The 14377-nt window shown below is 69.4% G+C and carries 14 protein-coding genes and 1 tRNA gene; 6 read left to right on the top strand and 9 right to left on the bottom strand.

Going from position 1 to position 14377, the window contains the following annotated elements; translation table 11 throughout:
- Positions 1-98 precede the first annotated feature (98 nt).
- The 4 genes from accC to FBZ89_RS24865 all read right to left on the bottom strand — a co-directional run bounded on the left by accC (position 99) and on the right by FBZ89_RS24865 (position 3497).
- Positions 99-1448, bottom strand: coding sequence for an acetyl-CoA carboxylase biotin carboxylase subunit (gene accC, locus FBZ89_RS24880; protein WP_145753213.1), 1350 nt, complete (start codon positions 1446-1448; stop codon positions 99-101).
- 19 nt (positions 1449-1467) lie between these two features.
- Positions 1468-1920, bottom strand: a complete 453-nt coding sequence (gene accB, locus FBZ89_RS24875) for an acetyl-CoA carboxylase biotin carboxyl carrier protein (RefSeq protein ID WP_145753122.1) — start codon at positions 1918-1920, stop codon at positions 1468-1470.
- 121 nt (positions 1921-2041) lie between these two features.
- Positions 2042-2500 carry a type II 3-dehydroquinate dehydratase gene (aroQ, locus tag FBZ89_RS24870; protein WP_145753120.1) on the bottom strand — a complete coding sequence of 153 codons (459 nt, stop codon included), beginning with the start codon at positions 2498-2500 and terminating at the stop codon, positions 2042-2044.
- Between the two features lie 214 nt (positions 2501-2714).
- Entirely contained in the window at positions 2715-3497 is a 783-nt protein-coding gene (locus FBZ89_RS24865) for a DsbA family protein (RefSeq protein ID WP_145753118.1), read from the bottom strand.
- Between the two features lie 271 nt (positions 3498-3768).
- Here FBZ89_RS24865 and FBZ89_RS24860 point away from each other — a divergent pair, with 271 nt between their 5' ends.
- Positions 3769-4773: a DUF3369 domain-containing protein gene (locus tag FBZ89_RS24860; protein ID WP_186457566.1), complete on the top strand. Its 1005-nt coding sequence runs from the start codon at positions 3769-3771 to the stop codon at positions 4771-4773.
- Between the two features lie 84 nt (positions 4774-4857).
- On the opposite strand, the gene FBZ89_RS24855 is transcribed toward FBZ89_RS24860, so the two are convergent.
- Positions 4858-6546 (bottom strand): M48 family metalloprotease, encoded by a 1689-nt coding sequence (locus tag FBZ89_RS24855; protein ID WP_246172552.1) that lies wholly within the window; start codon positions 6544-6546, stop codon positions 4858-4860.
- 94 nt (positions 6547-6640) lie between these two features.
- Here FBZ89_RS24855 and FBZ89_RS24850 point away from each other — a divergent pair, with 94 nt between their 5' ends.
- Positions 6641-7813 carry a pyridoxal phosphate-dependent aminotransferase gene (locus tag FBZ89_RS24850; RefSeq protein ID WP_145753113.1) on the top strand — a complete coding sequence of 391 codons (1173 nt, stop codon included), beginning with the start codon at positions 6641-6643 and terminating at the stop codon, positions 7811-7813.
- Between the two features lie 117 nt (positions 7814-7930).
- Here FBZ89_RS24850 and FBZ89_RS24845 read toward each other — a convergent pair whose 3' ends face one another.
- Positions 7931-8239, bottom strand: a complete 309-nt coding sequence (locus FBZ89_RS24845; protein WP_145753112.1) for a hypothetical protein — start codon at positions 8237-8239, stop codon at positions 7931-7933.
- 291 nt (positions 8240-8530) lie between these two features.
- Here FBZ89_RS24845 and FBZ89_RS24840 point away from each other — a divergent pair.
- Positions 8531-8607, top strand: a tRNA-Pro gene (locus tag FBZ89_RS24840).
- A gap of 131 nt (positions 8608-8738) precedes the next feature.
- On the opposite strand, the gene FBZ89_RS24835 is transcribed toward FBZ89_RS24840, so the two are convergent.
- The gene (locus FBZ89_RS24835; protein ID WP_145753110.1) at positions 8739-9761 is read right to left on the bottom strand and encodes a polyprenyl synthetase family protein; all 1023 of its coding nucleotides are present in this window, start codon (positions 9759-9761) and stop codon (positions 8739-8741) included.
- A 194-nt stretch (positions 9762-9955) separates the two neighbouring features.
- Here FBZ89_RS24835 and FBZ89_RS24830 point away from each other — a divergent pair, with 194 nt between their 5' ends.
- Genes FBZ89_RS24830 through rfbC form a run of 3 tightly spaced genes read left to right on the top strand, consistent with a single transcriptional unit; the run spans position 9956 to position 11597 of the window.
- The gene (locus FBZ89_RS24830) at positions 9956-10177 is read left to right on the top strand and encodes a putative signal transducing protein (RefSeq protein WP_145753109.1); all 222 of its coding nucleotides are present in this window, start codon (positions 9956-9958) and stop codon (positions 10175-10177) included.
- Positions 10174-10983 carry a tRNA1(Val) (adenine(37)-N6)-methyltransferase gene (locus tag FBZ89_RS24825; protein WP_342780650.1) on the top strand — a complete coding sequence of 270 codons (810 nt, stop codon included), beginning with the start codon at positions 10174-10176 and terminating at the stop codon, positions 10981-10983. The genes FBZ89_RS24830 and FBZ89_RS24825 overlap by 4 nt, the downstream gene beginning before the upstream one ends.
- A 59-nt stretch (positions 10984-11042) precedes the next feature.
- A complete protein-coding gene (gene rfbC, locus FBZ89_RS24820; protein ID WP_145753107.1) occupies positions 11043-11597 on the top strand; it encodes a dTDP-4-dehydrorhamnose 3,5-epimerase in 555 nt (184 codons plus the stop codon).
- 5 nt (positions 11598-11602) lie between these two features.
- On the opposite strand, the gene FBZ89_RS24815 is transcribed toward rfbC, so the two are convergent.
- Both FBZ89_RS24815 and FBZ89_RS24810 read right to left on the bottom strand, forming a co-directional pair.
- Entirely contained in the window at positions 11603-12691 is a 1089-nt protein-coding gene (locus tag FBZ89_RS24815; protein ID WP_186457565.1) for a glycosyltransferase, read from the bottom strand.
- A 73-nt stretch (positions 12692-12764) separates the two neighbouring features.
- On the bottom strand, positions 12765-14306 hold the full coding sequence (locus FBZ89_RS24810) for a tetratricopeptide repeat protein (protein ID WP_145753103.1): 1542 nt from the start codon (positions 14304-14306) through the stop codon (positions 12765-12767).
- Between the last annotated feature and the right edge of the window lie 71 nt (positions 14307-14377).

The raw sequence follows: 14377 nt of genomic DNA, 5'->3' as shown, positions 1-14377 counted from the left end.
ATTTCCCCGGTCCGTGCAGGCCTGTAAAAGCGACGGGCCCGGACCGACCGTCACGGTCGATCCCGGGCCCGCGCTCAAGCGATGCCGAAGGACGGGAATTAGCCGGCGGGCTGGTTCTTCATCCATTCCTCCAGCCAGCGGATGTCATAGTCGCCGTTGATGAAGTCCGGCTGGGCGATGATGCGCTGGTGCAGGGGCAGGGTGGTGTCGATGCCGCCGATGACGAATTCCTCGATGGCGCGGCGCAGGCGCATCAGGCACTCGTTGCGGCTGTTCCCGTGGACGATCAGCTTGGCGATCATGCTGTCGTAGTGCGGCGGCACGCGATAGCCGTCGTACAGGGCGCTGTCGACGCGCACGCCCAGGCCGCCCGGGGCGTGGTACCCGTCGATCCTGCCCGGGCTGGGGGCGAAGGTCACCGGGTTCTCGGCGTTCACGCGGCACTCGATGGAATGGCCGTTGAACTTGATGTCGTCCTGGCCATAGCCCAGTGGCGCGCCGGTGGCCACGCGGATCTGCTCGCGCACCAGGTCGACGCCGGTGATCATCTCGCTGATGGTGTGTTCGATCTGCAGGCGGGTGTTCATCTCGATGAAGTAGAACTGCCCGTTCTCGTACAGGAACTCCATCGTGCCGACGCCGCGGTAGCCGAAGGCCGCCGCCGTCTTGGCCGCCAGGTTGCCGATGAAGGCGCGTTCTTCCGCGTTCAGCGCCGGCGACGGCGCCTCTTCCACCACCTTCTGGTGGCGGCGCTGGATGGAGCAGTCACGCTCGCCGAAATGCACCACGGTGCCGTGGTGGTCGCCCAGCAGCTGGATTTCGATGTGGCGCGGCTTGGCCAGGTACTTTTCCATGTAGACCTGGTCGTTGCCGAAGGCGGCGCGCGCCTCGCCCCGGGCCAGCTGATAGGCCTCCCGCAGCTCGGATTCGGCCCAGGCCACTTTCATGCCCTTGCCGCCGCCGCCGGCCGCCGCCTTGATCAGGACGGGGTAGCCGATGCGGGCGGCATTCACCAGGGCCGCCTCCACCGTCTCCACCGGGCCGTCCGAACCGGGGACGACCGGCAGGCCCAGGTCCAGCACCGTGCGCTTGGCCGTGACCTTGTCGCCCATGATGCGGATGTGTTCCGGCGACGGGCCGATCCAGGCGAAGCCGTGCTCCTCCACCATCTGCGCGAACTGCGCGTTCTCGGACATGAAGCCGATGCCGGGGTGGATGGCGTCCGCCCCGGTGATGGCCGCCGCCGACAGGATGGCCGGAATGTTCAGGTAGCTTTCCTTGGCCGAGGGCGGGCCGATGCATACGCTCTCGTCCGCCAGGCGGACGTGCATGGCGTCGGCGTCGGCGGTGGAATGCACCGCCACGGTTTTGATGCCCATCTCGCGGCAGGCACGGTGGATGCGAAGCGCGATCTCGCCGCGATTGGCGATCAGGACCTTTTCGAACAGGCCGCCCATGGTCAAACCCTCACTCGATGATCAGCAGGACTTCGCCGTATTCGACCGGCTGGGCGTCGCCAACCTGGATCTGGGTCACGGTGCCGGCCTTGGTCGCCTTGATCGGGTTCATGACCTTCATGGCCTCGATGATCAGCAGGGTCTGGCCCACCTTCACCGCGTCGCCAACCTTCACGAAGGTTCCGGCGCCCGGTTCCGGCGCCAGGTAGGCGGTGCCCACCATGGGGGACTTCACCGCGCCCGGGTGCTGGGCCGGCGGCACGGCGGCCACCGGAGCGGCGGCGGGGGCGGCGGCGGCCACCGGGGCGGCGGCCACGGCGATCGGGGCCACGGCGGCCGGCGCGGCGCGGGACAAGCGGATGCGCTTTTCGCCTTCCGCGTATTCGATCTCGGTGAGACCGGTCTCGCCGAGAAGCTCGGCCAACTTGCGGACGAATTCGCTGTCGAGTTCGAAGGTCGCCATTGTCATGATCCTGGGTACTGGGCTGCGGTTAAGCCGCCGATGGGTCGATCGATTTGTTGGGGTAGGCCGGTTGCCCGTGGGTGCTGCGCCGGTGCCGGCGTTACGATTGCCCTGTCACGGGTCACGCTGGGGATGGGCTGTCGATCAGGCGGGCCGCCGCCTGCAGCGCCAGCAGGTAGCCCTGCGAGCCGAAGCCGCAGATGACACCCTTCGCGACCGGCGACACATAGGAATGGTGCCGGAACGGCTCGCGCCGGAAGATGTTGCTCAAATGCACCTCGACCACCGGCAGGCCCACGGCGCTCAGCGCGTCGTGGATGGCGATGGATGTATGTGTGTACGCGCCGGCGTTCAGGATGATGGCATCATGTTCGCCACGGGAATCCTGAATCCAGGTCACCAGTTCGCCCTCATGGTTGGACTGGCGGAAATCCACCTCCAGGCCCAGGCGCGCGGCCGTCTCCTGGCAAGCGTTCTCGATATCCTCCAGCGTCTCCGCGCCATAGATGTGCGGCTCGCGAATCCCCAGCATGTTGAGGTTCGGACCGTTCAGGATCAGGACGGAGGGCGCGATGGCCAAGGGTGTATCGCCTTTGCGTACGTACGTCTCAAAAACCGAACGTGCGGGGGTATGCGTCCCCCGCGCGGCGTTCGTCGAAGGCCGCTTTATAACACGGGCAGCAGCGGGGGCAAGAATCCACGCACACATGTGGCGGGGCCCGCCCATGCGCCCCGCTGTCCGTCCGTCGCCCTGAAAACCGGCCTGACGCCTGCTGGTGTGACCTTACGGGGGATCAGCTCTTGGCGCCGCGGGCCTTGGCGAACAGATCCTTGAAGGCGTCGGCGCCGATGGCGCCCGGCACCAGGGTGTTGCCGATGACGAAGCCGGGCGTGCCGTGGATGTTCAGCGTGTCGGCCAGCGCCAGGTTGGCGTCGATCTCCTTCTGCACCGCCGGGGACTCCATGTCCTTGGCCAGACGGTCGGTGTCGGCGCCGGCGTCCTTGGCGATGGACAGGATGCGGTCCTTGTCCAGCTTGCCGGTGGCGGCCATCAGCGCCGCATGCACGGTGTCGTACTTGCCCTGCATGTTGGCGGCCAGGGCGGCCTTGGCGGCGATGACCGACGCCGGGCCCAGGATGGGGAATTCCTTGTAGACGATGCGGACCTTGCCGTCCTTCTTGATGGCGGCGTCCATCTCCGGCTGGGTGTGCTTGCAGTAGCCGCACTGGTAGTCGAAGAACTCCACCATCGTCACGTCGCCCTTCAGGTTGCCGCCGGCGGGGGAGGTTTTGGAGGCGAACAGCTCATCCTTGTGCTTCACCAGCGCGTCGGCGGCGGCCTTGGCCTCTTCCGCCTCGCTCTTGTCCTGCAGGGCCTGCACGGCCTCGGCGATCACCTCGGGATGGGCCAGAAGGTAGTCATGGACGATCTGTTCCACCTGTGCCTTGTCATAGGGGCCCTTGTCGGCCACCGGCTTGTCGCTCATCGGTTTGTCGGCGGCGAAGACGGGGCTGACGACCGCCAGGCCGGCGAGCGCCACGGTGGCGTAGAGGGTGGCGGCGATGGTACGCGACATCGAGACGAACTCCGGTTTGCGGCCCGAACCTTCGGGGAACGGCGAAGGCCGGCAGCATGGACCAGCCGGCGACGGGGCGCAATGCCGCAAGCCTTGGCGGGACCCGGGTGCGTCGTCGTGCGCGAACGGGCGGCTGCCTACATTTGTAGGCTACCTATCGTCGCGCTTGCCAGGGCCGCGGCGCTGTGCGGTCATGGACTGGCCCGGGGTCACGAGGGATCACGCCGGCGGGGATGCGTTTCCACGCCCGGGCACGACGGTGGGGTTGGCCATGACCATGGCGGATGATGACGACGATTTCCTGTTCCAGGACGAGGAAGAGGACGAGGCCGACGAGGTCTCGGAACTGGTTCCGGGCATGCCGCCCTGGCAGGTGCTGATCGTCGACGATGATCCCGAGGTCCATGCCATGACCCGCCTGGTCATGCGCAAGTTCGCGTTCCAGGGCCGCGGCTTGGCCTTCATCTCCGCCTATTCCGCCGCCGAGGCGCTGGAGGTCATGAAGGGGGAGCACGACATCGCCATGATCCTGCTGGATGTGGTGATGGAAAGCGATGACGCGGGTCTGAAGCTGGTGCCCCGCATCCGTGACGAACTGGGCAACCGGGCGGTGCGCATCATCCTGCGCACGGGCCAGCCGGGCCAGGCGCCGGAGGATGCGGTGATCGCCGGCTATGATGTGAACGACTACAAGGCCAAGACGGAACTGACCGCGCGCAAGCTGGTCACCGCCACCATCACGGCGCTGCGCGCCTATCACCACATCCGCATGCTGGAACGCTCCTGCCTGGGCATGGAGCGTGTGGCGGGCCTGGGTCTGTGCCAGATGGCCCTGTCCGGCCCGTCCTCGGCGGCGGGCGCCGCGCTGGACCAGATGGCCGAGGTGCTGGAGCAGCCGGCGGATGGCTTGTTCTGCGTCATCTATGGTGCCGACCGCCTGTCGGCGCGCATCCTGGCGGGGCGCGGGCGCTATCAGGACGCGGCCGGCCATCCCCTGGCCACCGTGGCCGACACCGGCGCCCTGGCCACCGCCCTGCGCAGCCCCGGCGACCTGCGGCACGAGTTCACCGACGACGCCATGACGCTGGCCTGGCCGCTGACGCCCCAGGCCTCCAGCGGCGGCGGCGCCCATGCCGGGGCGGTCGCCATGCTGCACCTGCATCTGGCGCGCCCCCTGGATGAGATCGCGCGCCGGCTGGCCTTGCTGATGATGATGCGCATCGCCGACGCGCTGGTCACCGCCTGGGTCCTGGAACAGGCGCGTGACCCGGCCTGACGGGCCCCCGGTGGGCCGGGCGGCGGGCTCGGGCGGCGCGGCGAATCCGCTGCGGTGACAGAAAAAGAAAGCGGCCAATAAGGATCAGCGTCCGCCGGGTTGTGGACCGCCACGGCCCGCGCCGCCCAAGGGCGTTCCCGCCGGCGTTCCAGCCATCGGCCCCCCCAGCGGGCCCCCCAGTGGCCCCCCAAGCGGGGTTCCCGTCCCCAACGTGCCCAGGCCCGTGGGGCCGCTGCCGATGGTGGTGGCGTTGGGCAGGTCGGCGACGCTGGGGAAGCCGGCCCCGATGGCGGAGATTCCGCCGGGGGACAACGCGTCGTCCGGCATGCGCCCGGTGGAGATGATGGGCGTGTCGGGCGAGGCCAGGCCGCTGCTGGGCGCCAGTTGCGGGCGCATGTTGTGCGGCAGGCGGCTTTCCACCAGCACGCGGATGTCCTGGGCCCGCACCCAGTCGGGCGACCCGGCCGGCAGCATCTGCTCCGCCCGATCGGCGTGATAGCGGGCGGCGCGGATGTCGCCCCGGGCCAAGGCCTCTTCCGCGCGGGCATAGGCCAGCTGCGGCGCCATGTCGGCGCGGGCGTAGGCGCTGGCCAGCAACAGCCACGTCAGCTCCACCAGCGGCTCGTCCCGGGCGGAAGAGCGTAGAACATCGATGGCCTCGCGCACCAGCTTGTCGTCGCCAGCCTCCAGCAGGGCATGGCCCAGGGCCATGCGCAGCTGGGCACTGTCGGGGGCATACTTCACGGCATTGCGGTAGGGATCGACCGCTTCCTTGGCGCGGCCGTTCTCGAACAGGATCTGGCCCTTCAGCTCATAGAAGTAGGGGTTCTTCGGTTCCTGCTCGATCAGGCCGTCGACGATCTTCAGGCCCTTGTTGATGTCGCCCACCTGGTAATAGGCGATGGACCGGGCGTAGCGCGCCGGGACGCTGGTATCACTCTCCGGATATTTGCGCAGGGCCAGGTCGGGATGGATGAAGCCGTAAAGCTTGGCCCGCATGCGCTGGTGCATGTCGTAATAGGCCGAGGGCATCTTGGCATTGGTGAACTTCGAGATGTGGTCGACGAAGTTCTCGATGTATTCCACGCGGTTCTTGGTCAGCGGGTGGGTCATCAGGAACTCCACCTGCTTGGTCTGCGGCAGGCCGGCGTCCTGGCGGCGCAGCTTCTCCATGAATTCCAGCATGCCCCTGGACGAATAGCCGTTGGCTTCCATGTAGGACAGGCCGGCCTCGTCCGCCGACGCCTCCTGCGCGCGGCTGAAGGCGAAGAAGGAACGGGCGCCCAGTTCCTGCGCGCCGGCGATGCCGCCCATGGCGGCACCACCACCATCGCCCCGCCGCGTGCCGCCGATGGCCGCCGCCACGCTCAGCAGCGTGGCCAGGGTGGACAGAATGACGGCGTTCTCGATGGCGTCGCGTGAGCGCACCTGGTGCCCGCCGGCCATGTGGCCGGTTTCGTGGGCCATGACGCCGATCAGCTGTTCCGGCGTGTCGGCCGCCATGATCAGGCCGGTGTTGACGAACATGTTCTGGCCGCCCGCCACGAAGGCGTTCAACTCGTCATCATTGACCAGGACCAGGGTGACCGCGTCGGGAACGATACCGGCCGCGCGGAAGATGGGGGTGGCGAAGACGCGCAGCGTGTGTTCGATTTCCGCGTCACGCACCAGGTTGATGCCACGGTCCTGGGCCAGCACCGGCTCCACGGCCAAGGCCGAGGACAGCAGGCTGACCAGGATCAGGCGGGCAAGGCGGCGCGGTCGCAAGAACATAGTCAATTCCATCGGCGGTGCCGTCGATACCCGAACAGGCGAGCGGTAAGGTATGATCCCTACATACTCCAAGGATGAATTTCCACGCGCGGCGATGCGCCCGGCTGTCGCTGTACGCGCCAGCACCATCTCCCCCTTCATGGTGATGGAGGTGCTGCGCGCCGCCAACGCACGACAGGCCGCCGGCGGCGACGTCCTGCATCTGGAAATAGGCCAGCCGTCCACCCCGGCACCGAAGGGGGTGATCGCCGCGGCCGCCCACGCCCTGGCCGCCGATCGCCTAGCCTACACCGATGCCCTGGGCCTGCCAGCCTTGAGAGAGGGCATAGCACGTTGGTACCAGGATCGCCATGGGGTGGTGATCTCCCCGCACCGGGTGGTGGTGACCACGGGATCGTCCGGCGCCTTCCTCCTGGCCTTCCTGGCGGGCTTCGACCCGGGCGACCGCGTGGCCCTGGCGGCCCCCGGCTATCCCGCCTACCGCAACATCCTTAAGACGGCCGGCCTGGTGCCGGTGGAGCTGCCGACCGGGCCCGAGACGCGCTTCCAGCCCACGCCTGCCTTGCTGGACGACCTGCTGGCGCGGGGCGGGGGACCCATCCGGGGGCTGATCGTGGCCAGCCCCTCCAACCCCACCGGCACCATGCTGGATCCCGCCGCCATGGCGGCCGTGGGCGACTGGTGCCGCCGCCATGGCGTCTGGCTCATTTCCGATGAAATCTATCACGGCATCGAATACGGCACGGTGCCGGCGGCCACGGCGCTGGCGGTCGATGGGGGCGAGGGCGCCATCACCGTCAACAGCTTCTCCAAATACTTTTCCATGACCGGCTGGCGCTTGGGATGGGCGGTGGTGCCGGAGCGCTTGGTGCGGTCGGTGGAATGCCTGGCGCAGAACCTCTACATCTCCCCGCCCACCCTGTCGCAGCATGCGGCGGCGGCGGCCTTCGATTGTGTGGAGGAACTGGAAGGCCATGTCGCGCGCTATCATCGCAACCGCGACATTCTGCTGGACCTGCTGCCCAGCGCCGGATTCGGCAAGCTGGCCCCGGCCGACGGCGCCTTTTTCATCTATGCCGACATTTCCGACCGCACGGATGATTCCCAGGGCTTCTGCACCCGTCTGCTGAACGAGACGGGGGTGGCGCTGACCCCGGGGGTGGATTTCGACCCCTTGCGCGGTCATCATACCGTCCGCATCAGCTTTGCCGGCGCCGAGGCCGAGATGGTAGAGGCCGCCCGCCGCCTCAGGGCCTGGCGGGCATAACACAAAAGGCCGGTCAGCAGAGGCGCTGACCGGCCCTTCGCGCTTCAACCTTCATGAGGGATGCTCCGGGGGCGGGCCGGTCGTTCGGGTGCCGGCACCTATCCCAATAGTCGCCGATCAGTTCAGGGCGATCAGCTGATGCGGGACGCTCCGTCCGGCATGGGCCTTGATGATGGTGGTGGTCGTGGCCTTGCAGGGCACGGCGAGGCCGCCCGCCTTGCCGCCGCCGTCCATACGGGTGGGCAGGTGGGCGGGGATGACCTTCAGCTTGCCGGAGGGCGAGGCCGCCAGCGTCGCGGCCGGGGCGGGCGCCACCTGTGCCACGGCGGCGACGTCGGGGCGCGGTGCTGCGGCCAGGATGGCGGGGGCGACCAGGAAGGGCAGGCCCAGGAACAGGCCGGTGAGCAGGCTGCGAACGGTCGTCATAATACCACCTCCATAAAACGATCGGCCCTGAGCGGCGTCTGTTGCTAGGCCGAACGACTGATGGGCGTGGAATTGAAACTCGCGGCCAACCGTGGCGGAACCATGGCGAGAACCGGAACTTCCCGGGGCAGGCGCAGACTCCCGGGCCCCTGTGGCCGATGGGCAACAGGTCGCCCCTGGCCGCTCCCCCTGGCCCCTGCGGGACACCCATGCGGCGGCGATGTGCGATTGGATGAAAGAGAGGGCTTGCGGCGGCCGGCGGATGTCGATATATACCCGCCCACCCCGAGACGGAGAGTAGCTCAGCCTGGTAGAGCACTGCTTTCGGGAGGCAGGGGCCGGAGGTTCGAATCCTCTCTCTCCGACCATCTCAGGGACGCACAAGCGGCCGGCTTCTCCCGAAGCCGGCCGTTTCGCTTTTGGGGCGATGGCATCCACAGCCAAGCAAAAAGGCGCGCCGGTGAGGACGCGCCTTCCCGAAATCCGGATTCGAACGGGCTCAGAAGTCCCGGTCGACGACGAAGTCGATCACGTCCAGCAGGGCGCGCTTAATGGGGCTGGCGGGGAACAGGCCCAGGGCGTCGCGGGCCATGGCGCCGTAGTGGCGGGCGCGTTCCACGCTGTCGCGCAGGGTGTTGTGGCGCTGCATGAGCGCCAGGGCGTGCTCCAGGTCGCCGTCCTGTTGGTCGATGTCCTCCAGCGTGCGGCGCCAGAAGGCCCGTTCCTCGTCATCGCCCCGGCGGAAGGCCAGGACGACGGGCAGGGTGATCTTGCCCTCGCGGAAGTCGTCGCCGATGGACTTGCCCAGGCGGGCCTGCACGGCGGAATAGTCCAGCACGTCGTCCACCACCTGGAAGGCGATGCCCAGGTTCAGGCCGTAGCTGCGCAGCGCCTCCTCCTCCGCCGCCGGGCGGCCGGCCACCACGGCGCCGATGCGGCAGGCGGCGGCGAACAGCTCCGCCGTCTTGGCGCGGATGACCTCCAGATAGGCCTCCTCGCTGGTGGTGGTGTCGTTGGCGGTGATCAGCTGCAGCACCTCGCCCTCGGAAATGACGGCGGAGGCGCTGGACAGGATGCGCAGCACGTCCAGCGACCCGTCCTCCGTCATCACCTGGAAGGCACGGGAGAACAGGAAGTCGCCCACCAGCACGCTGGCCTTGTTGCCGAAGACGGCATTGGCCGAGGGCTGGCCGCGGCGCAGGTCGCTTTCGTCGACCACGTCGTCGTGCAGCAGGGTGGCGGTGTGGATGAATTCGACGCAGGCCGCCAGCGGCTGGTGGCGTTCGCCCTGATAGCCGCACAGGCGCGCTGCGGCCAGGGTTAGCACCGGGCGCAGGCGCTTGCCGCCGCTGGCCACGATGTAGCCCGCCAGTTGGGGGATCATCTCCACGTCGGAATGCATGCGGCGGATGATGAGGTCGTTGACCGCCGCCAGGTCGGTCGCCACCAATTCCACCAGCGCCTCCAGGGCATCGGTACTGGCCTTCCGGCGCTTGGGATCGAGGGGGGTGACGACGGCCACGAAACGAACTCCTGCCAGTAGGGGCCAACGGTGGCGGAACGCAGACCTGTTGACGGCCCTGGATAGGACAGCGAGCATACCGGCGCAACCCCCGTGGTCAAGCTGGCAGACCACATCGCCGCCCCCCATCTATGCCGCATGCGTCAATCGGCATGCGATGCGTCGCCAACCGGCGCACTTCCTATGAGGCCTTCATGCAACCCATCCTGACCAGCAACAACGCGGTGGAGATATCCTGGGCGCGGGCCGTGCTGGCCGACGCCGGCATCGAGGCCGTGCTGCTGGACGACTACACCGCCGCGGTGGAAGGCAGCATCAGCGCCATTCCGCGCCGCCTGATGGTGGCGGACGGCGCCGTCACGGCCGCCACCGCCGCGCTGGCCATGGCCCGGGCGCAACTGGAGGCCGCCCCGTGATTCTCGCCTCCGCCGCCCCGGAACCCCGGAGGGAGGATTGCGCGGACGGCGGCATCACCGAGGACCGCCTGCTGAACGGGCGCGTGCGTCTGTTGCAGCCGGCGCAAGGATACAGGGCCGCCATCGACCCCGTGCTGCTGGCCGCCGCCACGCCGGCCGAGGGGGGCGAGCGGGTGCTGGATCTGGGCTGCGGCGCCGGGGCCGCCTCCTTCTGTCTCGCTGCCCGGCTGCCCGGTGTCTGCGTCGCGGGACTGGAGCTGCAGCCCGAAGCGGCGGACCTCGCCCGGCGCAATGCCGAACTCAACGGCGTCGCCGCCCGGGTGCGCATCACCTTGGGCGACGCGGCCCAGGCCCCGGCTCACTTGCCGCCGGGATCGGATCCCGACCTGGTGGCTGGCCGCTTCGACCATGTCATGACCAACCCGCCCTTTTATCCCGGCGGCCGCCATACCCGTTCCCCACGGGCGGGCAAGGCGGTATCGCATGGCGAGGGCACGGCCGATCTGGCCACCTGGGTCGCGGCGGCGGCCCGCCTGCTGGCGCCGCGCGGCACATTGACCATGATCCATCGCGCCGACCGGGTGGATGAGATCCTGGCCCGCCTGGCTGGCCGCTTCGGCGCCGTGGTGCTCTATCCCCTGTGGCCCCGCGCCGGCACGGAGGCCAAGCGCGTCATCGTCCGCGCCCGCCTGGGCGCCCGCACCCCGGCCCGCCTGCTGTCGGGCCTGGTGTTGCATGATGAGGGCGGGCGCTACACGCCGGCGGCCGACACCGTGCTGCGGGACGGCGCGGCCCTGGACTTCTGATGGTCTCCGGCGTATCCCGGGCGGCACGGCACAACCGGCAGATAAAGTGGGAACCCAGCATGGACGTGAAGCGTCTGGACATCGATGGCCTGGTCATGGTGAAGCCCCGTCGCTTCGGCGACGAGCGGGGATGGTTCGTGGAGAGCTGGAACGACGAAAAGCACACGGCCGCCGGCATCACGGGCCCCTTCGTCCAGGACAACCAGTCGCTGTCGCGAATTCAGGGCACGGTGCGCGGCCTGCACTTCCAGTTGGCGCCGGCGGCCCAGGGCAAGCTGATCCGCGTCATTCGCGGCCGCATCCTGGACGTGGCGGTGGATCTGCGCCAAGGCTCCCCCACCTATGGCCGCCATGTCGCCGTGGAACTGGACGCCGAGGAAGGCTGGCAGTTGTGGGTACCGGTGGGCTTCGCCCACGGCTTCTGCACCCTCGTCCCCGATACCGAGATCGCCTATAAGGTGACGGCGCTTTACAGCCCCGCCCATGACCGTGGCCTGCTGTGGAATGATCCCGCGCTGGGTATCCCGTGGCCGGAATTCGCCGGCGCCGTGCTGTCGGACAAGGACGGCAAGCAACCCACCCTGGCGGACATCGGCACGCCGTTCCCGGCCTGAGTGTTTCAGGCCCTGACCACCTGGGCCAGCGCCGCCGCCAGGCGGGGGCCCAGGACCGCCAAGTCATACTCCCGCGCCACCAGGTCGCGGCCGGCGGCGGCGAGGCGGTGGCGCAAATCCAGGTCGGTGCGTAACGTTTCCAGCGCCTGTACCCAGCCTTCCGGGCTGTCGGCCCAGAGGCCGGTGACGCCATCGGCCACGATGCGGCGGTTCTCCCCCACCGGGCTGGCCACCACGGCCTTGCCGGCGGCCATGTACTGCAGCAGCTTGAAGCCCGACTTGCCCTGCGCGAACGGCGTATGGGGCAGGGGCATGATGCCGGCGTCGATGCCGGCCAGGGCGGCGGTCTCGCCCGCCTCGCTCCAGGGAATGAATTCCTCCGGTACGCCGGGCAAGGCGACGGGGTGGCGGGCGATGGTCACCAGGGTCAGCGGACCGCTGGCCGCCAGGGCCGCCAGCGGCTCAGCCAAGGCGGCCAGGTAACGGGCGGACGACGGGGTGCCGATCCAGCCCACGCGAAATTCCCCAGGTGGGCGGTTCCCAGGTGGGCGGTTCCCAGATGGGCGATCCGGCGCCAGTGCGGCTTGGTAGCGGGCCAGGTCCACAGGCGTGGGCAGACGCAGCAGGCGGCGGGCGCCGGCGGCTTCCGCCCATGAGGCCAGGGCGTCGTTGGCCACGACCGTCAAGGTGGCGCCCGCCACCAGCCGTTCCAGCTTGTGGCCCAGCAGCCGCCGTACCGGCGCCAGGCGATGGCCGGCATAGCGCAGGTGCCAGGCGTCGTCGAAATCCAGCACATAAGGCCGGCCCCCGAACAGGCGACGCTCCACCCCCGCAGGCAACCAGGGCAGCGCCTCCTTCTCGATCCACAGCAGATCCGTTCGCCCGGCCGCCTTCATTGCGGCCATGCGCCGGCGGTAACGGCCGGCCAGGGTCCAGCCCTTCACCGGCTGGCCGGCGTACAGCCGTCGCAGGTAACCGTCGTCGAAAAAGGGTGCCGTGCTCACGTCGAGACCCGCCGCCGCCAGATGGGGCAGCGGGTCGAAGAAGCGCAGCCGGCTGCTGGCCCCCAGCCGGTCATAGCGGGGCAAGGCCAAGACCCGCCCCGAAGGGTGGGGGGCGGGTGAGGGAAAGGGTGGCATGGCGGGCGGACGCAAAGGGGGGCCGGGTTCAGCCCTTGCGGGCGACGACCAGCAGACGCTCCACCCCGGCGGCGGTGGCGGGCGGCAGGGGTACCGCTTCCACGATCGTCATGCCCGCCTGGCGCAGGGCCGTCTCCACGGCGTCGCGGCGATGCAGATAGCGGCCGTTTTCCTTCAGCGTCACGGCGGGGGCCCAGGGTTCCGCCGCGTCCATCACCAGGGCCAGGATGCCGCCGGGCAGCAGCGCGTCGGCGGCCGCTGCGGCCAGGGGCGCCAGGTCGCCCAGGTGGTTGGCGATGTCCGTCGATACGATCAGGTTGGCGCTGCCGGCAGACTGTTCCAGCACCTGGGCGTGGTCGCCATGCACCAGCTGGTCATAGAGGCCGCTGCGGGCCGCCATTTGCAGGGCGGGGTCGGAGGGATGCACGCCCACCAGATGGGCGGCGTACGGCTTCAGCAGCGGCGCCAGGGCGCCGACGCCGCAGTCGATCTCCAGCACCTGCAGGGTGCCGGCCGCCGGCCCCAGGTGACGCGCCAAGGTGCTGGCCAGGGTCGGCGACAGCGTGGCGGCGGCGCTGGCCACCGTCTGCTCCGTCAACATCGCGGCCTGGGCGTCGTACATCTGCCGCAGATAGGCGGGGTCGGCCCTGGGGGGCGTGGGGGCCACGCCCAGGGCGGCCTCGGTATGGCGCAGGATGGGGGTGACGCCGCAGGCCCGCCACGCGCTCACCAGGGCCTGGGCGGCGGCCCCGTTGCCGCCCGCCTGCAGCGCGGCCGCGATCTGCGCCGCTTCCAGTTCCGCTGAAATGGTCGGTTCCGGCCGGCCCAGCGCCTGGCGAATCGCGTTGGCCGCCTCGGTCAGGTGCCCCAGGCCACGCAGGGCGTGGGCGCGCCCCACATGCGGGGCGGCCTCGAAGGGGCGCAGCGCCGCCAGCCGGTCGAAGGCCGCCAGCGCCTCTTGGTACTGGCCGGCCTCGTTCAGGACCAGGCCCAGGTTGGAAAAGGTCTGCGCCGCGTCGGGCTGGGCCTGGGCGGTGGCGCGCAGGTAATCCAGCGCCTCGCCCAGGCGGCCCAGGCGGCGCAGGACCAGGCCCAGGTTGGCGGCGGCCTCGACATAGGCCGGTCGCGCCTCCAGGGCGTTGCGATAGTGCTGCTCGGCGATGTCCAGATGGCCGGCATCCTGGAACAGGGTGGCCAGGTTGAAATAGGCCTCCGCCAGCATGGGTTCGCGCTCCAGCGCGTCCAGGTAATGGGTGGCAGCCTCATGGCCCTGGCCCAGGCGCTGGCAGGCGGCCCCCAGGTTGAAGCGATAAATGGGGTTGTCCGGATCCAGCGCCACCGCCATGGTGTAGGCGCCCTTGGCGCCCTCGTTATCCTGCTGGCGTTCCAGGGCCATGCCCAGGTCGGCGCGCAGGACGGCATCGTCGGGGCGCAGGCCCACGGCCTGGGTCAGCAGCGATACCGCCTGGGCGCCGTCGCCGCTTTCCAGTGCCGCCAGGCCTTCCGCCTGTAGGGTCAGGGCGGCCGCGTCTTCCGGCGTGGCGGGTGTGCTGTCGGTGGTGTCAGTCATGCTTCCTCCGCCGGCCGGCCCCGTCCCGGGATTGCCCCTGGGGCCCGCCTCGCTTCTCTCATCGCGAGAGG

The organism is Nitrospirillum amazonense, from assembly GCF_007828045.1.
Lineage (GTDB): Bacteria > Pseudomonadota > Alphaproteobacteria > Azospirillales > Azospirillaceae > Nitrospirillum > Nitrospirillum amazonense_C.
This window is presented reverse-complemented; position numbering and strand designations above follow the sequence as displayed.